The organism is Paenibacillus mucilaginosus 3016, assembly GCF_000250655.1.
Classification (GTDB): Bacteria; Bacillota; Bacilli; order Paenibacillales; family NBRC-103111; genus Paenibacillus_G; species Paenibacillus_G mucilaginosus.
Map to the genome: position 1 here is coordinate 4,391,663 of NC_016935.1, position 25,237 is coordinate 4,416,899.

The following is a 25,237-nucleotide window of genomic DNA, read 5'->3' on the forward strand; positions in this document are numbered from 1 at the left end:
CTGGGTCATTAGGCGATCGTTCCCAGCCAGTTAAAGCTCACCCAGATAACACGTCTCGAGTACCTGCTCTCTTACCGTGTCTTTTTTGAATACTCTGTACGCCTTTGAGGCGGCTCTGGAACTAACGATCTTGTGAATGTGCTGCCCAATGAAGTGAACACCTGCTCCATCATCAACCGCAATACCGGAGCATAGTTTCTCTGATTGTATCAGTTGATGGAAAGCAGGTTTCCTTTCTATTTCGCCATCATAGTGGGGACAATTACTGCCTTCCAAGAATCCCAGACATTTTATAGGCTCAAGTCCGTCACCGTATGAATCGGTTACACCTTCCTCAAACCAACAAATAGACCCAGCACTTATACCGGCCAAGACAACTCCTTGATCCCATGCTTTACGCAAAACAATATGGAGTCCCCAGTCCTTCCATAAGGCTAATAAATTCTTGGTATTCCCACCCCCAACATAGACGATGTCTTTAGTAAGTATAAAATCCTCCAAGTCTCTAGTCGGTGGTTTAAACAAGGAGAGGTGGGAGGCTGCACAGTTATATTTATGAAAAGAAGCGTAGAACCTTGCTATGTAACTTTCCGAGTCCCCGCTTGCTGTCGGAAGAAAGCATACAGTGGGGCAGGACTTTTTTGATTGCTTAAGTACATAATGATCCAATAGTGGGTTATCTGGCTCCATGGAGAAGCCCCCGCCCCCTAAAGCAATAATTTGACGCATGTGTAAGCCTCCCTGCTTCAAAATAGAATCCTCTGCATTATACCATATACTGGAACTTTTCTGTCCTTTAGTGGAACGGCTGCCCGAGCTCCTGCGGATTATTTTTCTAATAAGGTTTGTGGTTTGGAGAAATACTTTTTACGAAGTAAGACGGGAGGTGAACTATAAACATGAGCACAAAAACTAAACCTGACAAAAACAATCCCAAGCATGCTGCATCGCGATCTAACAAGCCGAGCGATCAAGGACAAAGCCCGGTACAAAAAAATTCTTAGCAGCGAATGAAGGTGCGAGTGAATCAAAAAACCGCCGGAGCTGCAGCTGCTCTGGCGGCCAATTAGTACTCTATTTGGGGGGATTCGTACAGCCTCGGGTAAATGAAGCATCCGCATCGAATTGGCCAACTAATGACCTCGTGTGCAACCCCATAACCATGAATTATGAAATCACCTCGATAGTAACATTTTCCGCAGAGATCGTGAATTCCATTAAAGGACCATCAAATAACACATGAAGCTCAAACCCTGTATCTGTGAGATAAACTTCATCATAAAGCCAAATACTACCTACACTTAAGCTGTGAGGCTGTAACTTTTTCACTCCCGCAAATGTTAATGTAACATCTGTCCCATAATGATAGCCTCCCCTACAGTCCAATTTTATGATAAACGCATCCTTCATAGGCATCTCGATCGAAGTTACTCGTGCATCATGTAATGACTTTTCAAACAACTGAATCGCATTCTCGGGGAGTGAGCATTTTATGGAGTTGTAGTAGTTCCGATAAGAAATTCCTTTTGCTTTCGTCCGCTCATCATACTCCATCCGCCATTGGTCAGCCATTTTTTTAAGTTCTTCAGATGGAAATTGTGAGTTTAGCGTTCCGTCTTGAATATATGGATGAAAGAATGCTGGAAGGAATCGCAGCAAGTCCTTTTTGGCAATCTGTAAACGGTTCAACTGTATTTCTTCAAAATGCAGTCCTTCCGAAACATGCCATGCGACATTTTCATCCCACTCTTTTTTCGTTTCCGGAAATAACAGAAAGCGTGAAATCTGCGCTTCTTCAAACCACTCTTTAGTGAAATAGTTCATTAGTTCCTCCTGGAATAGTCTCTCACTAACATACCGCTTGTTTACATGTTTTGTTGCTGCAAAAGACCGTCCCTCCATGGCAAAAGGCAACCGTCATCCAGCGGCTGCCTTCGTGTCTCGATGAACTATCGTTCTGTTCCGTCTTTTTGATAAAAAGTCAGCCGGTTTCCGAATGGGTCGGCCACTCGGATCTCCAAGCCACCCCACGGAGCCGTCTCCAGGCCGGGCCGGGCATAGTTATACCTTTTGGACAATAACTTTGCATGCAGCTCCTGAATTCCTCTGACTTCGATCCTCAGTGCCGCGCCCGGAGTACAGTCACCATGGTGTTCCGACAGATGAATGACGCATGGTCCATAAGAGACTTGCATATATAGCGGAAAATCAACTTCAAAGCGGTGCTCCCAATCGAGTTGAAATTCTAAAAATCCCAAATAAAATTGCTTTGCCTTCTCCTCGTCGAATATTCTCAGGATTGGCGTCAGGGACTCCACTCGGACGTTCGATTCTCCCATTCGTTTTCCTCCGTGACATGGTAGGGGTGGGATGCTTTAGAGCATTTTATCCTTTTAAGATTAGGGCATTGGTTATGCGCAGTTAGACGCGAAAAGAGGAGTAATCTGTGCCTAATAAAGCAAAAATAAGCAATATTGTGCGAGCGAGTCTCGAAGGGGATTATTGTATGCTAAAAGATGTGCTAACTTATATTGCTAAGATGATCCTGTTAATTGCACCAAGTCTTATTATTCTTCGTATGCTTCTCATGGTATTTCCGAACACGGGCCTAGGATTAATAGTAGCGTTGCCGTTGACAGTAAGTAAGCACAGAATCATTAGTTGCAATACTCATTTATTGGAGTGCTCGGCTGGTGAAAAAAAGACGAGGGTAGTTAGGTCCTCCGTCACATTATAGAATCTATGTTCTTTATTAGCTTCTACGAATAAAATGTCCCCTTTGCTAATCTCAGCAGTTTCATTACCGTTCTGAAACGAAGCTTTACCCTCAATGATCAAATAAATCTCATCTTCTGTATGAGGCTGCTGCTTATCCTTCTCTCCTTTATTCAGTCTGTAGAGCCCTACACTCATGGATGATACCCTCAGAAATTCATAATATGAAGTGTTTTCCAATTCTTTCAACTGGTTTAGATGCTTATGTAAGTCAGCTAATTTAAAATTCAAAGTGTTATCCCCTCTCTTTGCAATGGGTCTCTTTTTTGTTGTTCAGCAGATATTCATACCATAATTTTGTAAATCTTACATAAGTATTCGTTATCCTGTGGCGTTATCCTCCCCGCTAACATGTCTCGTTTTGCTTAATAATCAATCCTCCACGGGTTCCCAAGCCATCGAATTTCGATAAGGGTTCCATTTAATGGTTAACTGTGATGTAATAAAAAAAGTGGGAGGTGACGTTCATACATGAACAATACTTTTCTAAGATGTAGTTGGGGATTTGTTTATGGCTTTATAGCCAGCCTAATCTTTAGCGCATTTATTACAATAATAGGTAATGGGCTGGCAGGTGGAGGTACTTTGGATGGATGGGGCTGGTTCTTTATTGGACTAAGCGTTCCTTTATCAATTACTGTAAGCATCGCTGGGTACTACCATGCTTTTAAAAATCTAAGCCGGCTAAAAATTTTGGCTTTGCTGCGCGGCATTCGGCTTTCTAATTGTTACTTATATGAGCACCGTTGGAGCATTAATGGCTGATTCTATAGTTTACGATATTCACAATAAGAATATGGACCACTTCCGTTGGGGGCCTATAACGGCGTTCCTTTTCTTACCATTGTCCACTTTCCTTGTTGTTTTTTTGTTAAGTGCATTCAGAAACTTTCTGGACCTCAGGCGATTACTATAGATGTAAATATAGAAGTTCCGGAGCGTCCGTTTCCCCAAGATGCCGCTCCCAACCGCATCTTGGAGTCAATACAACAAACTCCCTTTGGCCTCGATGGCAAGGGAGTTTGTTGTATTGATTGGCGCCGAACAAATGAAGGGATGTAAGTCACCAACAAGCGGATTGGCTTTTTCAAATGGCTGCGCCATTCTTAATAGTCCCATTCAATTAAATCTTTCATAAACTTGCGTGCAAATGCTAATTGTTCCGGTGTATATTGGTCCAAGAAGGACAGAAATCTTTGTTCTATTTTGCCGTGAATGCGGTGGTGAATGCTGTGGATCTTCTGCCCGGCTGCCGTCAGACTATAATAAACTTCCTTCTTGTTCTCATTGATCTGCTGTCTTTTGATCAAATCAAGCTCTAACAGCCTCTTGCTGATTCGGGTTATCGATCCCTTGGTTAACTGCGTTTTCTCTGCAATCGTTGTTACATTAATAGGACTGTAATCGCCAATGCAGGCCACCAGATGAATCTCAGAGAGAGTCAGATGGAGCGGTGAACCAAACTCTTCTTCAAGCTGCCGCATTTCTTCATGGAATCTAACCGCCAACCGACTGTCCCTGATCTCCTGCTGGCTGATCAGTTCAATAAAATGTTTAAGCACCCACTGCTTGGTAACTTCCATTTCTTCCATCCAAGTAAGCCCCTTTAACTTTTGCATCTCCTCCCTGAGTATACAACAATCGTTTTGAGGAAAACAATTTCTTCAAGGTGATTCCCTTTGGATGATCGGATTTTGTTTTGGTCGAAACAAAATTGATATGTGGGATCAAGATCGTCCGCACCAATGAACAAGTCCCTGCCGCAGCTTCTCGATGTGATCAGATTCGGAGCGGGATACAGCCCATGCGATATAACCGTCAGGTCTAATAAGGACGGTATGAACATCCTCCCAATCCACGGTAGAACGATCCGCTAAAGTATAACTGAACGCCTTGATCTGCGGGGGCCATTGGCAGATGTTCATCTTCTCGTCTGAAGCCAGATGAAGCAGTACGAATGAGCCATCACGGAAGAGTTCGAAGCTGCTGATGACATCGCCTTGCTCGGAGCGGAGTTGAAATTCGGCCAAGCGCCTGCCGGTTAAAGGATGTGACGAACCGGGAAGTGTGGGGTCATAATGGACATCCACCGCGGCGATCCGGCTCGCCAATTGATAATTCGCTGCCGGTACATTCAGCATATCCGACATCATCTTTCTCAGCTGAATCATGCTGGATGTAAAACTCGTACCGAAGAGTAAGGTTTGTACCTGGGTGTTATGCAGCAGAGAGGTGTTGACAGGAAATCTTTCATTGTGATAACTATCCAGCAGCCATGGAGGGGCCCAGCCCTTCAGGTCCGCAGCCAGCTTCCACCCCAAATTGAATGCTTCCTGTATCCCTACATTCATCCCCTGCCCCCCGGCTGGGAAATGAACATGTGCCGCGTCACCAGCGAGAAAAATCCGCCGCTCTCTGTACTGCTGCGCCTGACGGGTCGCATTGCCGAATCGGGTCAGCCAGGAAGGCTCCCCTGCCCCCAGATCATCACCCAATATCCGGAGCATTCCTGACCGCAGTTCTTCAAGGGTGACCGGTTCACTCTTCGGGATATGGCTTCTATGCGGGTCGATTAGAACAACCCGGTGCATTGCCGCCGGTAAGGGGACGATCATGATCATCCCTTCTTCGCTGTATCGTGAGACCACGGGGAGGGCCGGCGGATGCTTCAGAATGACATCCCCCTGCATTGCCGTCAGGGTCTCGTCATGGCCGATAAACGGGATACCGGTTTGTTTCCGGACGATACTGCCTGCGCCATCCGCACCGACAAGATAGGCAGCTTTTAGACGGACCATCCCCTTTGTTCCGGCTGCGGTCACCTCTACTCCTTCATCATCCTGAACAACCGATAAGACTTCCGTGTTTCGCAGAATGTGGGCGCCTAATCGGACCGCGTTGTTTTCCAAAATGGCTTCCGTTTCGGATTGGGGCAAGAACAAGGAGTAATTGGAGGAGGAGTCAATCACGGAGAAATCCAATCGAGTATCCAGACCGGCAAAATGCCCCGTGGTCAAAGGGGTGCCTCGTTTAAGAAACTCCTGTTTGACCCCCCTCAGATCCAGCAGCTCCAATGTTCTCGGGTGAATGCTGAGCGCACGGGAATAAGGTGTCGTTTGAGACAATCGTTCGAGGACACACACCTGAATATTTGCTAAAGCAAGTTCAGAGGCGAGCATCATGCCGACCGGTCCTCCGCCGACAATAATAACTTCATAATCCATCGGAAACCTTCCTCCCTGTCATTTATGACTTTTGTTTCGCACAAAACAATAAATTTTGTTTTGTGCGAAACAAAATCAATTTACCATAGATTTTCTCTGCTGACAATAGGAATAGCTTATAGCACCACAAGGAAAGGGAGAGCTGCAATCAAGCGGCCCTCCCTTTATTAAACGGCTGCATCCCCTGCCGGTTCCCTTATAACAATTCCGTATTGAATTTTACCTCCGGAAAGCGCGGATTCGGCCCCTGAATGAGCTCCCCTCCGGTTCCTTTCAGCTGTTTATTAAAGAAGTCCAGCACATACTGGTTCACGATAAACTCCCCTCTCCTGCCGTTGATCTCCCCTGTCAGTCCCATGACTTGAAGCAGGTCGGAAAACAGCTGGAAATCGGTGAAGTTATAGTGGGCGGTTCCTTCCATGTAGATCCGGCTTCCATTATGCTGGAGAGTCGTTTTGATCAGGCTTTCCTCATATTGAATGATGTCTTCATGGAGATGTTTCCTTTTGCTCTCGATCGTTTCTTCCGACTCTATAAAGAGAAACGGCTTGGTCAGGTTAGCATTCTTACTCACGGGATATAAGGTGCCGTCCATATTGATTCCCGCTTTGATCCGGGGGTCCGTGACCGCCAGTTCAAAAGCCGCTGCCCCTCCGAAGGAATGCCCGACGATACCGATGTTGTTCATATCTATTTTCCCGCTGAATTCGCTGCCTGACTCCCCCGCATTCACCTTCTCCAGATGCCGGATCAGGAATGCGGCATCCTGATTCCAGATCCCGCCGACTTCCCGCCCGATCGCCTCCAAATCCTCGGAGGATACATCCGTCTCGAAGCCCGTTACTTTCCCATTGGGAAAGATGGTGGCCACCGTGCTGTACGTATGATCGATCACCGCTACGATGTAGCCGTTGCTGGCCAAGTTCTCGGCCTGGGCGGAGTGCAGAATTCTTCCGGTGCCCATGCCGTGGCCGATCAGCAGAAGCGGGTAAGGCTTGCCGGACGGCAGCAGCGCCGCGTTCTCGTAGGCATTCCCCCGGATATACCTCCAATAGTCCAAAGCAAAGCCGGGGATGTTGAGTTCCTTGGCAAAGGCCTGCTTATAGGCTTCGAACGCGCCGTCTTCCTCTGGAAACAGCTTATCACGGTTCCCGGTCGGCGGGTTTGAGGCCGGATACCACAGCTGCACCATCAGCTCCCTTCGGTCTTTCGGGTCGGTGGTAAGCGGCTCCTCACGCGAGGCGTCCGTCAGATGCAGGGTGCGGGTCCCGACCATATAGGGACCGTTCGGTTTAGGCAGATCGAATACCGGCAGGAATGCCGCGAGCGCGGACGAAGCGGCAACCAGCAATCCGGCGGTGATGGTCACCCCGTATCTCCATGCTTTCCTGAGCGGGGTGGTCTTGACTTCATGAGCCGGGCGAAGCAGGAGCAGCACGGCGCAAATTAGCGCAGTGATATAGACAACAAGCATCTGCCAGCGGTAGCCCTCGACAGCCAGGTGAAAGGCCAGCAGAGCAATGCCTGCCGTACCCGTAAGCATACCGGCGAGCCTGTTTGTCGCAGGCTTCCGACCAAGCTGTAAGAGCATGGTCAGGCACGCTCCGATAAGCAGAATTTCCAGCAATCTCACAGTGGTTCCCTCCTATGTTTTTCTCTTTCTATTACTCTTACCCCGAAATCCACATTTGGATATCATATACTCCTATGGAATAATTTACAGATCGTGCTGAAATCAGCCGGTTGCCCTGTAAAGACAAACGAAGCCGTCCCTCTTCACACGTGAGGGATCGGCTTCGTTAATTATGTGACTATTTGACTTGCGGATAAGGACGAGCTGCAAAGAAATCTGTCTTCCGCCTATTCCGCCGGCTCGTAGTCAAACCAATCGAATAAGGCGGGCGTACTCTGTCCCGTTGTCCTGGAGGCGGAGGCATACATCGCAAGGAAGATTCCCGTAAAACCGCCTGCCACTTCCGTAGAAAGCAAATGGGTCTCACCTCTACCCACTTCCACGGGACCGAGCTCGTCCTGCTGAATGAAGAATGTAAAGACCTCAGGCCGTGCCTCGATTCGTAACACAACCGTTCCTGTACCACAATCATGCCACGTCTCGGTACGCATCAGCCCTACGGTTCTTCGGAACAAGACCATCCTGCTTCCGCTGCGTTCTTTTATGACAAGATCGTAGTGATACTTTTCATTCATATACACAGTCAGTCCGGCTTCCTCTCCGTCATGCACCGGTTGAAAATCGACCGCGGCTGCCGCGCTGCAGGAGAAGTGGCACAGCCGGCGTCCGACAAATGCAGGTGAACTTGCATCATCCAGCGTCGCCTGGTTTCCCTTCAGCGCCAGATGCCCCGGGTAGTCCTGCAGCGACCAGCTGTTCTCCTTGGGATTGCGCAGGAAGGTCCAGTCGTACCGCAGCCGCCCTTCGTCAAAATCGTCCCGGACCGGCTTGTCCGGCCACCGCACGGGCAGCAGCTTGGGCGCCTCCATGACGGGCTCGATCCGCCCTTCCTTACCGATGACCGGCCAGCCGTTCGGTGTCCAGGTCACGGGAGCGAGGAAGGTCTCCCTCCCCAGATGATGCCGCATAGGGTAGGAAACCGGCCGGATCCCCAAGCAAACCGCCCACCAGCTCCCGTCATGCGCCTGCACAAGATCCGCATGTCCCATCGCTTGCAGGCTGCTCTTCAAGCTTCGGTGCGAAAGAATCGGATTATGGGGGCACCGCTCGTAGGGCCCATAGGGATCGCTGCTTCTTGCGATCGTCACCATATGGCCGTACTCGGTCCCGCCCTCAGCGATCATCAAATAATAGAGGTCGTTGATTTTATACAGATGGGGGGCTTCCGGATGTGCGCCTCCGGTCCCCTTCCAGAGCAGCCGGCTTTCGGTCAGCATGCTGCCGTTCGAGATATCGATCTCGCACTGGTAGATTCCGTCGCCCGGATCGCCTGAACAGCTGGATTGAAAATACACCCGGCCGTCCTCATCAAAGAGGAGGGATGGATCGATGCCCTTCTGCATTACGGGGATCGGATCGGACCATGGACCCTCAGGCTGCCTGCTGCGGACATAGAAATTTCCGATTCCGCCCACGTTCGTCGTCGTCATGTAGAACCAGCCGTCATGGCAGCGTATCGTGGGGGCATAAATGCCGCCGGAACTCCATGCGTTCGCCAGAGACAGCTGCTTCTCGGTGAGGAGACAATGACCGATCTGCCTCCAATGAACGAGATCCCTGCTGTGAAAGACAGGAACGCCGGGGAAATATTCAAAAGAACTCGTCACCAGGTAGTAATCCTCACCCGCACGGCAGATGCTGGGGTCAGGATAAAAGCCGGACAGGACTGGGTTGGTATACTGCATCGCATCTGCGCTCCTATTCATTCCAAAGTTTCACGCGGTCCTGAACATACTTCGTGAAGCCCTTCTCCATTTTCTCGACACCAGCCTTGATCAGATCCTGCTGATACGCCTCCCAGATTCCATCGAATTCTTCTGGTTTGGCCATAACCGCTTGAGGAATCCGCTTTCTGGTAATGTCCCTCATTTTATTCGCAAGAATTGTGACATCATCGTCGCCCGGCACGGAAATATTCCACGCGGCCCCCCATGCCTTAACCGGGAATTCCTCTTCCTTTGGAAACAGGTCCTTCCAGGTCGAAGCTCCGTAAGCTTTAAGCGTTTCCTTGTCGGCATCGGAATAGGTGTTGAGGATTTGTTCCGGGTAATTCTTGGTGTAATAATTACCTGTGGAATCTTGAACGCCGTCACCATAATGGGCGCCGAGATTCGTATAGAAGCCGATACCGGATTCCCTGCTGAATGCGGTGTTGTCGTTCATGATGCGCTGCTGAACGTCCTGCGGAACGACGCGTTTGCCATCCTGCATCTGGTAATGCTTGCCTTCCAGGCCCCAATTGTTCAACACCTGTGCCTGCTCCGATGCCAGAAAGTCGAGGAATTGGATGGCACGGACCGGATCTTCACACTCCGTAGTAATCCCAACGCCCCAGCCGGCCATAAAGCCGGTCGATTGGAACCGATTGTCCTTGTATTGATCGGACAGCATCACGGAATAGTGCCCGTACGTATGGTCCTGCTTCCCTTGGGACTTCAGCGATTTCTCGCCGTCCGCATAATCCCAGTCGACGTCGATTAATCCGATCACCCGTCCTGAAGCGATCTTGGCCAGATATTGATCATATTTCTGGACAAAGCTTTCTTTATCGAGCAAGCCGATGGTATACATATGGTTGAGCCACTTGAAGTAGTCTTTTTCACCTTCCGTCCGGTAATGATATTGGGCTTCGTAGGTTGTCGGATCGATGTAGTATTCGCCGTCCCCCGACTTACCGGTGGTCTCGGCTGCCGGGTTCGTCACGGAGATGTACATCCGCCAATCGTCCGCATTAAGGGAAAGCCCGATGTTCTTGTTTCCCTGTTCATCGGTCGGATGCTTGTCGATATAGGATTGAATGACCTTCTCATAGTCCTTCAGCGTCTTGATCGGCGGGTAGCCCGCTTCCTTCACGGCACGGTGCTGAAGCTCGAACCCTCCGCCAGCCGTGAAGTTGACACCTCCCACAGCCGAGTAGGTCGGGATGACATAGATCGACTTGTCCTCGGTGCTGTAGCGCAGACGCTTCGACTGATCGCCGATCAGCTTCTTGATATTTGGGGCGTGCTTCTCAATGAGATCGGTGAGGTCCAGCATGGCCCCCGCGTCAACCAGCTTGTTGAGCTCTCCTTTGGGGCTGATGAGATCCGGATATTGGCCGCTTGTCGCGATGAGCGCAACCTTCTGTGCCGGATCTCCTACGGCGAACTCGGCATCCAGCGTAACGCCTGTCCGCTTTGTGATTTCTTTTCCAACGTCATCCTGCATGTTCTGCCAATTGGGATTGGGATCGGCACTGAAGAACGTGAAGCTGATCGGAGTTGTACCTGCAGCATCGGTGCTGCCGTGTTCGCTTTCGCTGCCGCCGCTGGTTCCGACGCATCCGACCAGTAAACTAATGGTGAGCGTCAACGCCATGCATCCCTTTGGTGTGCTGCTCATGTTCCGCATCTGAATCTCACTCCCCTGATTTTGTCTGCCCGCTCGTATTATAGTTCACGGAATGACGGTCAAACCTTGATTTTCAGGTCATAAAATAGCATGATATAGACATTGAAGCTTTGGGTTGGGTGGTGTCCGAGTGATCGACGTTCATTTGGATTGGTTTACGACCGATCATCAGTTCCAGTTTTTTATTCAATATGGCGGCCATGAAGATGACATGGAGCTGCATCGTCATGTCGATTTTTCCGAGCTCGTCGTGGTATTGAACGGGAACGCCACACATAGGGTCAATGCCGAAACTTCGTTTATCAAGAAGGGAGACGTCTTTGTTATAGACGGAGCTACTCCCCATGCGTATATTGATCCCCACCATTTCAAGATCTGCAATATCATGTACCGCCCTGAGATGCTGCGGTCGGCCGGGCCCGATCTTCGAATGTCCAACGGCTATCAGGCGCTTTTCGTTTTGGAACCGTTTTATCGTCACCTTCATCCTTATCAGAGCAAGCTCAGCCTGCCGATCCCGAGTCTGGAGTATGTCTTCTCCCTCATTAAGGTCATGATTGAGGAATATCAACATAAGATTCAGGGCTATCAAACCATGCTTAATGCGCGATTTATGGAACTCGTTGTCTATCTGTCCAGGCAGTATGAGAATCAGGAACGCCACGGGGACCCAAGCAATCTGATGCATTTGGCGGCGGCGATCTCCTATATGGAGGATCAATATCTTAAGTCCATTTCGCTGGAGGAGATTGCAGCCGAGTCCAATATTTCGGTGAGGCACTTAAACCGGATTTTCCGTTCCTACTATCAAACCACCCCCTTCGCCTATCTTCAGAGGCTGCGGCTGGAGCATGCATGCATGATGCTGAAAAAGACGGGCCTCCCGATCACCGAAATTTCGCATGAAAGCGGATTTAATGACAGCAACTACTTTACCCGGCAGTTCACTAAAGTGTATGGCCAATCTCCAAAAGCCTATCGGCAAAGTTGTGGGGACAGGCCATACAGGGTGTGAATTTCGCTGCTATTGTATGGCAAAACAAAAAGGAGCCGAGTTTCCTCAGCTCCCTTTTGCCCATTTATTCTTGTCTTCTGACCACTCTTTTTCTGTTTACTTCTGCACAATCTGAAGAAGGTTGCCGCATGTATCGTCGAAGACAGCCAGTGTGAGTTCGCCCATTGTTGTCGGCTCGATAGTAAACTTTACGCCGTTTTCCACTAATCGGTTGTACTCTTGATGAATATCCGTAACGCCAAACATGGTGGCCGGGATGCCTTCGGCAAATATCTTCTGTTGATACTCTTTGGCGGCAGGATGGTTATTCGGTTCGAGCAAAAGCTCGGTACCGTCCTGATCATCCGGAGAAACCAGCGTGATCCACCTAAACTCCCCGACGGGAACGTCATGCTTTTTTACAAAGCCCAGCGTTTCGGTATAAAACTTCAATGCCTTGTCCTGATCTTGAACGAATATACTGGTAACAATGATTTTCATATGTTCGCCTCCTTTGATATGATCCCCAAAACCTGCATTCGTCAGAAGCTTCCGATGAAAATTAATCTATGAAATTAATCTATCCATCCTTTCAGCAAATGTTTAAGGGGTTCATTGTTGAAAATAATCACTCGATATTTTCCTTTTTTTCTGATGTTACGAGCCCGGCATCCTCCAATGCAGAAAGATGTTTGGCTATCGCCTGTCGCGTAATGGAAAGGTCGTGCTTCATAATAAGGCGTACCGAAAGTTCATACAACGTCATCTCATTGCGTTCGGATAGTTCGTCCAACATAAGCCGCCGAGTCGAGTCGCTTAGTGCTTTGAATATAGCGTCTTTGTCCCCATTCATATATCAAGTATAAGCAACCGTTGGGTTGCTTGTCAAGCATAAACAACCATTGGGTTGCTTGTCGCCAAAAAAGCCGCGGCATGCGCGGCCTTCATGAAAATATGGAAATGGGCTGCTTCATCTCATTGTTGTCACTGAGGATGATCGAGTGGCGTCTGCAGATCCTCCCGATGCTTCCTGATCCCATCCAGGAAGAGCCGGATGACGTTCATGCTGTTGTCCAAATCCGCCGCGTCGGGCGTGCGGCTTGCCAGCCAAAGGGAGGTTTCATTGAGCGCTCCCGAAAGGAAGTGCGCCATGGCGGCTGCGGACACGCCCGGGATATGTCCCTGTTCCTGCATCAGTTCCAGCTGCTCCCGCAGAAGGCGCATGGAATATTTCTCATCCATCGCCCGCCATACGTCCCAGCCCATAATCGCCGGGCCGTCAACCAGGAGGATCCGTTTGCGATTCTGTTCGACCGCTGCCAGCACGAATGCCCGGCAGCCCCGATAAAGCTGCTCCCAGACCTCATCCGCAGCGGATGCCGCGGCCTCCACTTGTTCGGCCACTTCAAGCTGCACCGCTTCCAGCACGATCCGGAACAGCTCCTTTTTGCTGCGAAAATGATGATACACGGCTCCCCGCGTCACGTCCGCTTCCTGCACAATCGATTCGAGCGACGCGCCCACGTATCCGTGCTCGGTAAAATGGGCGCGCGCCACCTCTGTCAGCCTGCGGATGGTTTGATGAGCTTCCTCCTTACTTCTCCTCATGGTGATCCGGACCCTCCCATACGGCCTCTGCATACTGTTCACGGAAGTCCCCTGAAGGAGGAATCACGGTAATGATGTCGATCAATACCCCATTCGGGTCACAAGTGATAAAATGCCGCTGCCCAAACTCTTCGCTTCGGATGTCTTGGACAAGGGGCAGCTTGTGCGTAAGGATAAGACGGTCGTATTCTGCGTCGACATGGTCAACCTCCAGGTTGAGCAGCAGCCCCTTCACCCCTCCGCGGTAAGCCGCGGGCACGGTTGAATGGTCTGCATCGAGAATGGCGAGTTCGAACGGGAGGGATCCGCCGGCCGATCGAAGACTAACGTACCAATCCGCCTCAAACACCGGTTCGAACCCAAAGTAATTCATGTAAAAGGCGGCTGTGTCTGCAACCCTGTCGGTCATCAGAACCGGATAAAAGCTGTTGATCTTCATGGAATCATCTCCCTTTTTCATCGTCTGTATCCATTTTACATACATACTGTATGTATGTAAATAGCAGCATAGGACCTTTTGTTCCAAACGACACTATTTGGATCACTAAAGTTAACTTAATAATAGTTATGTAAACAAACTGCGTGCGCCGGGGGGCGCCAAAAGCACCGGATCAGATTCATCATCCGGTGCTCTTCGCGATTCGTTACTTTTTGGCCGGCACGCCGTTCCTCCCTTTCGAGATGCCTTTGACGTGAGGGTTCCCGAAAGAGGAGAGCGTGAGCTTCTCCCCTTACTTGACATATTCAGCCATTACAAAAGTTCGATGTACCCTTCTGTTCCATGCACGCGAATTCGTTGTCCGTCTTGAATCAGCTTGGTAGCATTCTCCACACCGACAACGGCGGGCAAGCCATATTCACGTGCGATAACGGCTCCATGGGTCATCAGTCCCCCAACTTCGGTGACCAGGCCCTTGATGAATACAAACAAGGGTGTCCAACTGGGGTCAGTAAAGGTGGTGACCAATATATCTCCATCTTCCAGATCAGCTTCTTCCATATGTAAGATGACACGTGCTCTTCCCTCTATCACTCCGGAAGAAACAGGCAGACCCGCAATCGCTTCGGCTGGGAGATGTTCTCGTTTGTACTTGCCTGCAATGATTTCACCGTCAGACGTGATGACACGTGGTGGAGTTAGCTTTTCATACCATTTGTATTCGTCTTTTCGTTTGCCGATGATCCCGTAATCCAGTTGATTGGTGCGTACGACCTCGTGAAGCTCTTCAAAAGTGAGATAGTATATATCTTCTTTCTCATGGATTACGCCCGCTTGTACGAGTTGTTCGGCTTCTTTCAGCAGAGCCTGCTTATAAACGAAGTAACGGTTCACCAAGCCATACTTGGGATATTCCCGATAACCGATGAAATTCCGGATTAAGTCGATCTTTCGTTTGGTTTCTTTGGCTTTTTGTTCGCCATCCGGTAAGACCTTCAATCGATCTAATAACTCCTGTTCTTTTTTCAAAGCTTCCTGCCGCCCTTGCTCGAATTTCCGGTGGCTGGCATGAGGCTCCAAGTTTTTGATATTACTGAGAATCATGGGGATAAGCGTAGTTGGTTTTTCGCTCCAACGGGTTCTAGTAATATCGATTTCTCCTGTACATCGCATTCCGTATTTGCTGAGATAATCATGGATCGCGTCCAGCGTCTCCTGTCCACCTTTACACTTAACCAGGTCATCCTCAAAGTGATCCTCTTTTACCTGTTGTAAATATTCAATGACTTCTGGAAAAGGACGAATCACATCTGCGACATCCAGCAGCGCCAGACCCATTTCCGAGGTAATATTGTTCGGTACGGATTGAGATAGCGTATCCGCTGCGTTTTTTTCACCCAACCATTTCTTCATGTTTTCATTGATCCACGATGAAGCATCTATAGCAGCCATAAACACAGCCGAACTTTGTGGGTCAAATAAGATCTTCTTTAATTGCTGGATATCTTCCAGGATAAAATCAAACAAATCCGATCCTGATTTCGTTCGGATGTTTTGTTTCAACTCTTCGACCGATGTTTGATTACGCTTAATCAAATCGGTAACGATGGTCGGATCGTTTTCGATGGGGGCTTGAAGACCCGCAGACGATACACCTTTATTGCTTTTACCAAGACTCTGTTCTTTATTATTATTGGGTAGCGATTTGATAAAATCTCCCCGCTCTATTACGGTCATAAGTGCGTCTTTCATGAGCGGATCGTGTTGTTCCATGGCATTGAATAAATTTTCCCTGCTGTCAGGTGTAGCCAGCATAGCCGTAACATCGACAAACAACCTCCCGCCGGCTTTACGCATGGGTGCAGGAGTGACTAGAAGGTAAAAAGACAACCCCAGCGGTTTCAAGGGATCTGTCATCATTTGTTGATGTCCGACGGATACGTATACGTGATTTTCTCCATCATTCGCTTCAGGGATCGGGTATAACGTAGTGATGGGCCGACTCTGGACCATATAAAATGTATCGTGGGCCAAACACCATTCGATATCTTGAGGACATCCAAAATAAGCTTCGATCTGTCTTCCTGTGCGTGCCAGCTGCAGAATTTGTTGTTCCGTAAGGGTTTGAGCCTTTTGCTGATCGGGATCGATCGGCCGTGTCACTGTTCCGCCTTCTTTACGTGCATAGACAGCCAGCTTTTTCGCTGCTATTCTCTTTTCGACGATTTGCTCATCGCAAACTTTATAACTGTCGGCAGATACCAAGCCGGAGACCAGTGCTTCTCCAAGTCCAAAGCCGGCATCGATCGACAGCAGCTTTCGGTTAGAAGTAATCGGATCGGCGGTGAATAAAATTCCTGAAGCTTGTGGAAAAACCATCCTTTGAACGATAACGGATATATACACTTGACTGTGATCAAATCCATTCTGTATACGGTAGATTACCGCGCGGTCCGTAAACAGGGAAGCCCAGCATTGGCTGATATGCTGCAGGATGGCTTCCTTGCCGATGATATTTAAATAGGTGTCCTGCTGACCTGCAAAAGAAGCATGGGGCAAATCTTCAGCCGTCGCACTGGAACGTACGGCGTAAGCATGTTCTTCGCCAAACCGGGAAAGATAGTGAGTAACGGCTTTCATCACATCGGAAGGAATTTCTGCTTCCCTAAGGATTTGTCGAATTTTTCTGCTGATCTCACCAATTTGAGCGCGATCTTCTGCTTTGAGCATGGTTAGCCGATCCAACAAAGCATGATACGTTTCGTTTTGTTCGATGGCTTTTTGATATCCCGCTGTTGTCACACAAAATCCTTCCGGTACTTGTATTCCTTCGATTTTGGATAATTCCCCTAAGTTTAACCCTTTTCCGCCCACGAGCAAAAGCTGCGTTCTGTCCATTTCCTGAAAACCGAGAACCAAAGAAGTCATTCAACATCTCTCCTAACGATGAAATTGAGAAAACCATTTGACAAGAGTTCACCGGAATGGTACAATAAAATTGTAAGATAGAATAATTGTGTTCGTTAATAACGAAGATGTAATCTGATTATAACATCGTGTTTGTTTATATGCAATATAAAAGAACCTGATGAAACAACTCAGGTTCTTTTTTGATTTCATGCCATCAGCTACTGCATGCTCCTCTTGTGTTGTTGAGTATGCTAACCAAGCCTGTCGGGTGTCTTTTGCACTTCAAAGTTTGCTTGATCGTTGTAAGAAGGCAACGAGTTTTCATAATTGGTTGGTACATTGTCCTCCTCGAGTCCCGAAGTCCTATCTGTATCGGCCGGAGACTCTGGAACTGCCCAGCTGGGCTTCTCTCCCCGCATCTTCTCTTCAATCAGCTTATCATTTGATGGATCCATATCTGTAACTCCTCCTTTAGCCATCCATGCCGCGCGAACGCGGCACCACGGAATCATGAAAATTTATACTTCCTGCCTTATACTATTCTTACGGCTGGTGAGGAAGGTCGATAAGCTATGGTGTTGCGAACCCAACCTTTAGTCTGACTCCGACGACCATGGTGCACCACGGAATGTCGCTCCCTTTGGGGAAGCACGCAGGGTAGATTAACCCTTTTGCTGGTTGTTGCGCCAGTCCTCAATTCAATTTGCCGAAGAAAGGTGAGTATCATGGAAGTTCTTATTGAACGAGCTTGCGGGTTGGATGTTCATAAGAAGTCCATCACAGCCTGCATCGTTACTCCTGAAGGAAAGGAGATCAAGACATTCCGTACCCATACAGTCTTTCTTCTTGAACTTATCGATTGGATCAAGGAACACCGCTGCACCCACGTGGCCATGGAGAGCACCGGCGTTTTTTGGAAGCCAATCGTCAACCTGCTTGAAGCGGAACAGATTGAATTTCTGGTTGTGAATGCACAGCATATGAAAGCCGTTCCCGGCCGCAAGACAGACGTGAAAGATGCGGAATGGATCGCCGATTTATTACGGCACGGCCTGCTTAAAGCGAGCTTTATTCCGGACCGAAACCAACGTGAATTGCGAGAGCTGGTTCGCTACCGCCGAAGCTTAATCCAGGAGCGTGCCCGTGAACACAACCGGATTCAGAAGGTTCTGGAAGGGGCTAACATTAAGCTGGCTTCTGTCGTTTCTGACATTATGGGCGTCTCGAGCCGGGACATGCTGGAGGCCATGGTGAATGGGGAGACGGATCCGGAGAAGCTGGCAGGCTTCGCACGCCGAACCATGAAGAAAAAGAAAGAAGAACTAGAGCTTGCGCTGCGGGGGAACATGACTGCACACCAGCGTCTCATCCTCAAAAGCATGCTGACGCATATCGACTTCCTAAATGAACAGATTTCCGAACTGGATATGGAGGTAGCCAAACGGCTCGACCCTTTTCAGCAAGATCTGGATCGCCTGGATACCATTCCAGGGGTCGCCAGACGGACCGCTGAGCAAATCCTGGCTGAAATCGGCACCGATATCGCCTCCCGTTTCCCGAGTGCACCACACCTCTGCTCGTGGATCGGCCTTGTCCGGGGCATAATGAGAGTGCAGGTAAGCGCAAACCCTCCAAAACCCGAAAAGGCAACAAGTACCTCCGCTCTGCCCTCATTGAAGCTTCCCATTCCATTCGAGGATCGAACAACTACCTCGGTGCTCAGTATAGACGCATTGCAGCCCGTAAAGGCGGACATAGAGCAGCTGTTGCAGTTGCTCACTCCATCATGACTATTGCATACCATCTGATAACACGCCAGGAAGATTACACGGATTTAGGCTCTGATTACTTTGAGAAGCGAAAGCAAGACGCCATTGTCAGACAGACGGTTCGAAAGTTAGAAAACTTAGGATACTCTGTTACTTTGGCCACTACCGAAGTATCTTAGTTCTGAAATAACATCATTACTTGGAGGAAGACGCAGCTTTTAAAAAATTGAAGCAGCTGCGCCTAGTTTCGTGCTGCCTTTTTAGGCTATACGCTATGAGTTATTTTCAGGGTAGCTTTGAGCTTCCACATTTTACTTCCCATGTAGGGTATCTTCTTCAGCCGCATCTTATTCGCGGTGTTTGAGACGCAGGAACACTTTCATTGGCGCCACAAGGACCACTGGGTCATTGCCTGCATATACTGGGTTTGGGAATTACCCATCAATTGTGAAGAGGTGACCGTTTTGTATTATTACAATCATCCGGCATATGGCCAGCGTCCTGTGTATCCTCCGTATCCGCAATACGTTCCGACCCCTCAGCAAGAAATGCAGCAAGAACTTGACGAAGAGGATACACGTGAGATTCTTGAGCATCATGTCGGGGAGATTGTCGTCGCACGCATCCCAACTCTTTTTGAAGGCCGGAGGCAAGTATTTATCTATAGAGTAACGGGCGGCGGCCGCCGTGGACGCGCAACTATCATTTACGGTGACTCCAGAGATGGCGGCAGATGTTCCCTGAGAAGGGCCGTCGTACGGGCCAGAGACGTTGATATTGTAGGGTAAGGCTCAGGCGCGCCGGCTGCTTTCGAGTTAGGCTCATTCCGGAAACATCAAAAAACGCCCCACCGGGCTTCCGACCTGGTGAGGCGTTTTTTCGCTTTTCTTTCTAACCATGAGATTTTCGCCACCGGGTGTATGCGAAGGCATGGCGGTACATCATCAGGTGAATACTCAGCAGTATTAAGTAGACGGGTAAAGAATAAATCAATTGGTACCCGTTTTTGTAGTGGAACACTCCAGCGTAGTCCCCCAGCCACTCAAAACAAAGAGAGAGCCCAGCCCAAAATAAAATGTACGGAATCGTCATCCATTCATACATCCGTAATCGCTCATACCCATAAATATACCAGTAACCGAACGGGGCATACATGGTGTAGGAAAATAAATCAAATAACTGGAATTTAGTCTGATCTCCGAGATCATAAAGGTCGAACGGGGGAATCTCAATCGTATGATCGAAAATAAGCCCAAATGCGATGCCAATAAGCATATTAAAGGTGATTTGGAGGGGAGAAAATCGTCTGGGGAAAAACCAAATCGGTATCAGCGCAGCGGCAATGATGCCTAATACAAACCACTCGTTTCCACTGAACCCAGTATCGTATATGATATTTTCCATTATCGCAGCCACCCTTCCCTCAAAGCCATACGCTGAAACAGCTTCCCCATAAGCAAGGTATATGTCATAAAGGATAATATCATTATGGACTCTCTTGTCGTACCCCAGCCATGATCAATAAGCACGTGATTCCAGCGGAGCGCAGCACCCAGGAACCACTGCATTCCGAATGTGTAAACGGATATGGCCCACCGAACACCAGCTTTATTCGTATGGAGATATACGTTAGCAAAGGTAAGAAGAACAAAGGTAATCGTAAAATCATTGTGCAAAATCATGGATAAAAAATGAGGAATGCTCCACGTATTGATTCGAAATAACCTTAGATTGAATCCAATAATCGTAAGCTTATTCGTTAAAACCGCTTCAATGGCCATGAATAAAAGGAAGTTGGCAGCCAAAGGCAACTTGCGGGGCAGCTTTATCCATACATAAATGCAAAACCAAGCAAGGGAAAGGAAAACAACCAATACGGACAATCACATTCTCCCCTTCCTTCCATTTTTATTAACTTTCCCCTTGGGTATAACAATAATGTATTGTGAACCTTGAAGCTGCGTGGACACAACAAAGGCGCCACCCAGCGGGATAGCGCCTGACCATAGCGGCTGAAGGAATAAAAAAAACGACCACAGAGCAGATGACGATGCTCCGTGGCCTGTGTGCGAATCAGTGTCAGACACCGTTTCAAAGGATGACCGCTGTCGTGTTCGGAGGGATCGAACGGTACAGGCTGCGTTTAATGCGAAGAATGCAAAACTTCCCGCTTGACGATGACGCGGCGAATGAAGAACGCCATGGCCAGTCCGATCAGGGTGACGGTCATCGCAAAGACAAACACATTTTGGGATCCCAATGTGAGTGCGTTCGCCACTTCAGTCTGCTGCGTCGGTGCTTTGGAGTTGTGCAGGTACCCTTCCATGCCGCTCGTAAGAATACTGATCGCCACCGCCGTACCGATCGCCCCTGCGACCTGCTGCAGCGTATTCATAATGGCCGTGCCGTGCGGATACAGTTCCGGCGGCAGCTGGTTCAGGCCATTCGTCTGCGAAGGCATCCACACCATCGAGATGCCCACCATGAGCCCGATGTGCAGCGTGACCATAAAAGCAACCGAAGACGCGGGAGTAATTCCGGAGAAAAACCATAGGGTTACCGCAACGAGGATGAGGCCGGGAATGACGAGCCACCTCGGTCCGTACTTGTCGAACAAACGCCCCATCCGCGGGGACAGAATCCCGTTCAGCGCACTGCCCGGCAGCAGCATAAGTCCGGCGCCGAACGCAGAGAGGCCCCTGCCATTCTGAAGGAACATAGGCAGAATAATCATGCTCGACAGGATGATCATCATGCAAGTGAGCACCATAAACAGTCCGACGATATACATCGGATATTTGAAGACTCGCAAGTTCATCATCGGATCGCGCATCACATGCTGCCGGAGCGCGAAGAAGATGAGGGCCAGCAGCCCGATGCCTATCGAAGCCAGGACGACCGTACTGCCCCATCCTCCCCCGCCTTCCCCCGCACTGCTGAATCCAAAGACGACTCCGCCGAACCCAATCGTGGACAGGAAGACAGAGAGAAGATCGAGCTGTGGCTTGGCGACCTCGGTCACGTTATCCAAATACTTCAGCCCTACCAGCAGCCCGATAATCAAGAAGGGCAGCGACAACCAGAAGATATAGTGCCACGTAAAATATTCGATCAAGAGACCCGCCACGGTCGGCCCGGTCGCCGGAGCAAACATGATGACGAGTCCGACGAAGCCCATCGCCGCGCCGCGCTGTTCAGGCGGATATACGACCAGAATCGTATTAAACATCAGAGGAATTAGCAGCCCCATGCCTACCGCCTGCAGCACGCGCGCGAACATTAACATCTCGAAATTGAATGCGAGTGCCGCAATCAATGTGCCTACAATCGAACTTGCGAGCGAAGCGATAAACAACTGCCTTGTCGTGAATCTCTGCAGCAGCCACCCGGTCATCGGCATTAAGATGCCAAGCGTCAGCAGAAACCCCGTTGTCAGCCATTGTGCGGTCGCCGCCGAAATCTGGAACACTTTCATTAAGTTGCTGATTGCAATATTCAGTGCCGTTTCGCTGAACATGCCGACGAAACCGCAGATAAGCAATGACGCCATGATGGCACGCGTATTGTATACTTTCATTACTCCATTTCACTTCCCATGCTTTTCATATTATATATGTTAAACCCAGTAACACGTAACGTGCCAGCTGCCAGGTGACCTTTCCATAGCGGACTGCAGCATTTATTGTAAACGAAATGATGGATTTGCGGTTAGTAAATATTATGTAAAATAAAACAATCCCTAAACGGCTACAAAAAAATACACCCCCGCAAACATCAAAGTGCGTGAGTGTAATTCTATAATGAAACGGATCATAGTTCAATCCTAATGCCGTTCAGGACTTTCCTGATTTGGTATTTGCATTGTTCCCGCGGGAGAAGCATGATATGGTGAAATGCAAGGTTGAAGATAAAAAAATAGATACTTCTGAAAGGATCGTGTGAAATAGTATGGGTATGGCTGACTATAAAGGTAAAGTGAAGCATATTCAAGATACGCCCTTTGGTTATACGTTATCGGTCATCGGCGGCAAGTGGAAAATGATCATTATTTACCTCCTCGCCGAAAACCGGACGGTTCGCTTTAATGATCTGAAAAGACAGATCGGAGCGATTACTTATAAAACATTGAGTTCCCATCTGAAAGAATTGGAAGCGGATGGGATGGTGAAGCGGCAAGAGTATCCCCAAGTTCCCCCTAAAGTGGAGTACAGTCTCACAGAAAAAGCGGAAACCTTACTACCCGTTCTGGAAGAGTTATGTGAATGGGGCGCCAAAAACCAAAATCAGTAAATTCTTTTCTCTCTGCTGGCAAAAAGCCAAATGCTGCGTGTTCTCATAGAAAAGAACATACAGGCACACTTTATCAGAGGGAGTTTATAGTCTTGGTCTACTATTGGGTTATCATCACGTTTATCGCTTTCATTTTGTTTAGAGTTTTCAGCTTGTTTTCAAAAACAAAATGGAAAACCGATCTCATGTTTGCCATTCTCATCGGATGTGCAGCTGCCCAGGTAAATAAAAGAAGCCTCTAATCATATGATCCATATGATTAAGGGGCTTCTTTCATCACATCTTAGAGCAGCCGGCCTTGCGTGCGGTGCCAATCAGAAAAGGCCGAACCACTTTTTCTTGGCGACGTTCTTCCGGTCGGGCTGCACGAGTTCGTTGACACCCGCTTGAGCCAGCTTCTCCAGCAGCGCCTCCGTGCCCTGGGTCAGCTTCAGATTCATCTCTTCGGCGTAGAGCGGAATCAAGGTGAAGAAATGCACGGCCTTGCCGGGCTCCATGTTGAGAGTGAAGAAGGCGTGCGGGTCGTCCACTATCGTCGGCAGCTCGACGAGCATGCAGGCCAGCTTCGTGCTGCGGGCGTACGGCTGGGCCGGATCGCCGTTTGGAATCGTGTGGGCATGGTAGAGCCAAGTGCCGTAGTCATGGGGAAGGCGGGCAAGCGTCTTCAGCATGCGGACCGGCCAATAGTGCTCCTCCTTGCGGAACGCCTCTTCCGTCACCGCCCACGAAGGCGGCAGACACAGCATGAGCTCCGCGTAGCGAAAGTTCTCTGCGCCTTCGGGAACCGTCATCGGCAGATTGCTCATACCACAGGTGACGAGCGTGTAGTAATTGCGCCGCGGTGTCGGCGGTACGAGCAAAATATCGAGGTGAACCCGATCCGAAACCAGCTCATGGAACACGTTCGTGACTGGTCCGATATGCTGCTCTACATGCGTGGTGATGCGCTGGATGGCTGCCTCGTCACCGACTGCGAAATCGATATCCCGTTCTTTCGCTTCGTGATGGTAGATGGGAATGCCGGATGGAGATACTTCTTGGTTGCTCATGGCAGCCTCCTTAGTGATAGATGAAATCAGCTTATCAAGTCTCGTGTCATTGGGAAAGAAACGATGCTTTTTCTTATATCGGTGCAGAATGTTCCAAAAATTAGTGAAACGACTTTCGAATTGCTAAGCTCCACCGCGCTTCCCCTATTCCCCATACCCTTCAGGAGCGGGAATTCCTTTTTCAGCAGCACGGCTTACGGGTTCCCATGACTTCCAGGTCGCTATGCGCTCTTCGTAGCTGTGAATGGCTGCATCGAATACCATACTGCCAAGGATCAGTCGTAAAGGAGGATCTTCGCTGTCGACCAGCTTCATAAGAGCTTGTGCTGCTAATTGCGGATCGCTGTCTACCGAGCCCTCCGCATATTGCTTAGCCAATTCTTCTCTGAGAGGTCCGTAAGCCTCAATCGGATGACTTAAACGCAAAGCGTTGTACATCTCCGTCCAATATCCCCCGGGTTCTACCATGGTAAGCTTGATGCCGAAGGAAGCGGCCTCCCTTGCTAAGGCCTCACTCAATCCTTCCAGCGCAAACTTACTCGCACTGTACATCCCGCTCATTGGACCGGATACCAATGCGCCGATGCTCGAGATCTGTATAATGTGCCCTGAACCCTGTTCCCGCAGGTGGGGCATTACCGCCTGACTGACCCAGAGAGCACCAAAAAAGTTGGTTTCCATCAGGTCTCTGGCATCGCTTTCGCTCAGTTCTTCAACCATCCCTAAAGTCATGGTACCTGCGTTATTGACGACGATATCCAGCCGCCCAAAATGTTCTTTCGCCGCTTGGATTACTGCAAAAACAGATTCTCTATTCCTTACATCCAGCATCAATGGCAGTAAGGAGTCTGGATATTGGTCTTTCAACGGGTCCAGAGGGCTGATGGCTCTCGCGACGGCCACCACCTGATCCCCTGCCTCCAAGGCTGCACGGGTGTAGGCATATCCAAGTCCTTTGCTTGCCCCGGTAATGAACCAAACGCGCTTTCTCTTTGTTGTCATAACAGCACTTCCTCTCAGGAAAAAATAAAAAAACACAGACCTGTGGCAGCCTGTGCTTAACGTAATCGGAAGTAAAGCCCTATGAGTTCTTTAG

Annotated in this window: 22 protein-coding genes and 2 pseudogenes; 4 read left to right on the top strand and 20 right to left on the bottom strand. The window is 49.1% G+C overall.

Going from position 1 to position 25,237, the window contains the following annotated elements:
- Positions 1 to 30: 30 nt before the first annotated feature.
- The 4 genes from PM3016_RS18895 to PM3016_RS18910 form a co-directional block, all read right to left on the bottom strand.
- A complete protein-coding gene (locus PM3016_RS18895) occupies positions 31 to 729 on the bottom strand; it encodes a Type 1 glutamine amidotransferase-like domain-containing protein (protein ID WP_014370545.1) in 699 nt (232 codons plus the stop codon).
- Between the two features lie 438 nt (positions 730 to 1,167).
- Positions 1,168 to 1,824 carry a DUF4085 domain-containing protein gene (locus PM3016_RS18900; protein ID WP_014370546.1) on the bottom strand — a complete coding sequence of 219 codons (657 nt, stop codon included), beginning with the start codon at positions 1,822 to 1,824 and terminating at the stop codon, positions 1,168 to 1,170.
- 125 nt (positions 1,825 to 1,949) lie between these two features.
- Positions 1,950 to 2,339: a glyoxalase superfamily protein gene (locus PM3016_RS18905; protein WP_013918095.1), complete on the bottom strand. Its 390-nt coding sequence runs from the start codon at positions 2,337 to 2,339 to the stop codon at positions 1,950 to 1,952.
- 331 nt (positions 2,340 to 2,670) lie between these two features.
- On the bottom strand, positions 2,671 to 3,006 hold the full coding sequence (locus PM3016_RS18910; protein WP_014370547.1) for a cupin domain-containing protein: 336 nt from the start codon (positions 3,004 to 3,006) through the stop codon (positions 2,671 to 2,673).
- A 240-nt stretch (positions 3,007 to 3,246) separates the two neighbouring features.
- Here PM3016_RS18910 and PM3016_RS38205 point away from each other — a divergent pair, with 240 nt between their 5' ends.
- Positions 3,247 to 3,540, top strand: a complete 294-nt coding sequence (locus PM3016_RS38205; protein WP_148279693.1) for a hypothetical protein — start codon at positions 3,247 to 3,249, stop codon at positions 3,538 to 3,540.
- 341 nt (positions 3,541 to 3,881) lie between these two features.
- On the opposite strand, the gene PM3016_RS18915 is transcribed toward PM3016_RS38205, so the two are convergent.
- The 5 genes from PM3016_RS18915 to PM3016_RS18935 all read right to left on the bottom strand — a co-directional run bounded on the left by PM3016_RS18915 (position 3,882) and on the right by PM3016_RS18935 (position 11,049).
- Entirely contained in the window at positions 3,882 to 4,367 is a 486-nt protein-coding gene (locus PM3016_RS18915) for a MarR family transcriptional regulator (RefSeq protein ID WP_041618372.1), read from the bottom strand.
- A 135-nt stretch (positions 4,368 to 4,502) separates the two neighbouring features.
- Positions 4,503 to 5,999 carry a monooxygenase gene (locus PM3016_RS18920; protein ID WP_014370549.1) on the bottom strand — a complete coding sequence of 499 codons (1,497 nt, stop codon included), beginning with the start codon at positions 5,997 to 5,999 and terminating at the stop codon, positions 4,503 to 4,505.
- Positions 6,000 to 6,195: 196 nt separating this feature from the next.
- Positions 6,196 to 7,632 (bottom strand): alpha/beta hydrolase family protein, encoded by a 1,437-nt coding sequence (locus tag PM3016_RS18925; protein ID WP_014370550.1) that lies wholly within the window; start codon positions 7,630 to 7,632, stop codon positions 6,196 to 6,198.
- A 227-nt stretch (positions 7,633 to 7,859) separates the two neighbouring features.
- Positions 7,860 to 9,377: a glycoside hydrolase family 43 protein gene (locus PM3016_RS18930; protein WP_014370551.1), complete on the bottom strand. Its 1,518-nt coding sequence runs from the start codon at positions 9,375 to 9,377 to the stop codon at positions 7,860 to 7,862.
- A 13-nt stretch (positions 9,378 to 9,390) separates the two neighbouring features.
- Positions 9,391 to 11,049: an ABC transporter substrate-binding protein gene (locus PM3016_RS18935; RefSeq protein WP_143768220.1), complete on the bottom strand. Its 1,659-nt coding sequence runs from the start codon at positions 11,047 to 11,049 to the stop codon at positions 9,391 to 9,393.
- Between the two features lie 163 nt (positions 11,050 to 11,212).
- Between PM3016_RS18935 and PM3016_RS18940 the strand changes: the two genes are divergently transcribed.
- Positions 11,213 to 12,097: an AraC family transcriptional regulator gene (locus PM3016_RS18940; protein ID WP_014370553.1), complete on the top strand. Its 885-nt coding sequence runs from the start codon at positions 11,213 to 11,215 to the stop codon at positions 12,095 to 12,097.
- A 96-nt stretch (positions 12,098 to 12,193) separates the two neighbouring features.
- Here PM3016_RS18940 and PM3016_RS18945 read toward each other — a convergent pair whose 3' ends face one another.
- The 6 genes and pseudogenes from PM3016_RS18945 to PM3016_RS18970 form a co-directional block, all read right to left on the bottom strand.
- Positions 12,194 to 12,577, bottom strand: coding sequence for a VOC family protein (locus PM3016_RS18945; RefSeq protein WP_013918103.1), 384 nt, complete (start codon positions 12,575 to 12,577; stop codon positions 12,194 to 12,196).
- A 74-nt stretch (positions 12,578 to 12,651) separates the two neighbouring features.
- A pseudogene (locus PM3016_RS18950) lies at positions 12,652 to 12,929 on the bottom strand (ArsR/SmtB family transcription factor).
- A gap of 131 nt (positions 12,930 to 13,060) precedes the next feature.
- Positions 13,061 to 13,684 carry a TetR/AcrR family transcriptional regulator gene (locus tag PM3016_RS18955; RefSeq protein WP_014370554.1) on the bottom strand — a complete coding sequence of 208 codons (624 nt, stop codon included), beginning with the start codon at positions 13,682 to 13,684 and terminating at the stop codon, positions 13,061 to 13,063.
- Positions 13,671 to 14,123 (bottom strand): VOC family protein, encoded by a 453-nt coding sequence (locus PM3016_RS18960; protein ID WP_014370555.1) that lies wholly within the window; start codon positions 14,121 to 14,123, stop codon positions 13,671 to 13,673. Before PM3016_RS18960 ends, PM3016_RS18955 begins: the two co-directional genes overlap by 14 nt.
- Before the next feature lie 312 nt (positions 14,124 to 14,435).
- Positions 14,436 to 17,051 (bottom strand): phosphoenolpyruvate synthase, encoded by a 2,616-nt coding sequence (gene ppsA, locus PM3016_RS18965; protein ID WP_014370556.1) that lies wholly within the window; start codon positions 17,049 to 17,051, stop codon positions 14,436 to 14,438.
- Positions 17,052 to 17,284: 233 nt separating this feature from the next.
- Positions 17,285 to 17,488: a hypothetical protein gene (locus PM3016_RS18970; protein ID WP_013918109.1), complete on the bottom strand. Its 204-nt coding sequence runs from the start codon at positions 17,486 to 17,488 to the stop codon at positions 17,285 to 17,287.
- Positions 17,489 to 17,758: 270 nt separating this feature from the next.
- Between PM3016_RS18970 and PM3016_RS18975 the strand changes: the two are divergent.
- Positions 17,759 to 18,981 (top strand): annotated as a pseudogene (locus PM3016_RS18975) (IS110 family RNA-guided transposase).
- 712 nt (positions 18,982 to 19,693) lie between these two features.
- Here the strand turns inward: PM3016_RS18975 and PM3016_RS18980 are convergent.
- The 3 genes from PM3016_RS18980 to PM3016_RS18990 form a co-directional block, all read right to left on the bottom strand.
- Positions 19,694 to 20,206 carry a hypothetical protein gene (locus PM3016_RS18980; protein WP_014370558.1) on the bottom strand — a complete coding sequence of 171 codons (513 nt, stop codon included), beginning with the start codon at positions 20,204 to 20,206 and terminating at the stop codon, positions 19,694 to 19,696.
- Positions 20,206 to 20,685 (bottom strand): hypothetical protein, encoded by a 480-nt coding sequence (locus tag PM3016_RS18985; RefSeq protein ID WP_014370559.1) that lies wholly within the window; start codon positions 20,683 to 20,685, stop codon positions 20,206 to 20,208. Before PM3016_RS18985 ends, PM3016_RS18980 begins: the two co-directional genes overlap by 1 nt.
- Positions 20,686 to 20,945: 260 nt before the next feature.
- The gene (locus PM3016_RS18990; RefSeq protein ID WP_013918112.1) at positions 20,946 to 22,379 is read right to left on the bottom strand and encodes an MDR family MFS transporter; all 1,434 of its coding nucleotides are present in this window, start codon (positions 22,377 to 22,379) and stop codon (positions 20,946 to 20,948) included.
- 371 nt (positions 22,380 to 22,750) lie between these two features.
- Here PM3016_RS18990 and PM3016_RS18995 point away from each other — a divergent pair, with 371 nt between their 5' ends.
- Positions 22,751 to 23,092, top strand: a complete 342-nt coding sequence (locus tag PM3016_RS18995) for a winged helix-turn-helix transcriptional regulator (protein ID WP_013918113.1) — start codon at positions 22,751 to 22,753, stop codon at positions 23,090 to 23,092.
- 314 nt (positions 23,093 to 23,406) lie between these two features.
- On the opposite strand, the gene PM3016_RS19000 is transcribed toward PM3016_RS18995, so the two are convergent.
- Together PM3016_RS19000 and PM3016_RS19005 are read right to left on the bottom strand one after the other, a co-directional pair.
- Positions 23,407 to 24,141: a suppressor of fused domain protein gene (locus PM3016_RS19000; protein WP_014370561.1), complete on the bottom strand. Its 735-nt coding sequence runs from the start codon at positions 24,139 to 24,141 to the stop codon at positions 23,407 to 23,409.
- Positions 24,142 to 24,285: 144 nt separating this feature from the next.
- A complete protein-coding gene (locus tag PM3016_RS19005) occupies positions 24,286 to 25,143 on the bottom strand; it encodes an SDR family oxidoreductase (protein WP_014370562.1) in 858 nt (285 codons plus the stop codon).
- Positions 25,144 to 25,237 lie beyond the last annotated feature (94 nt).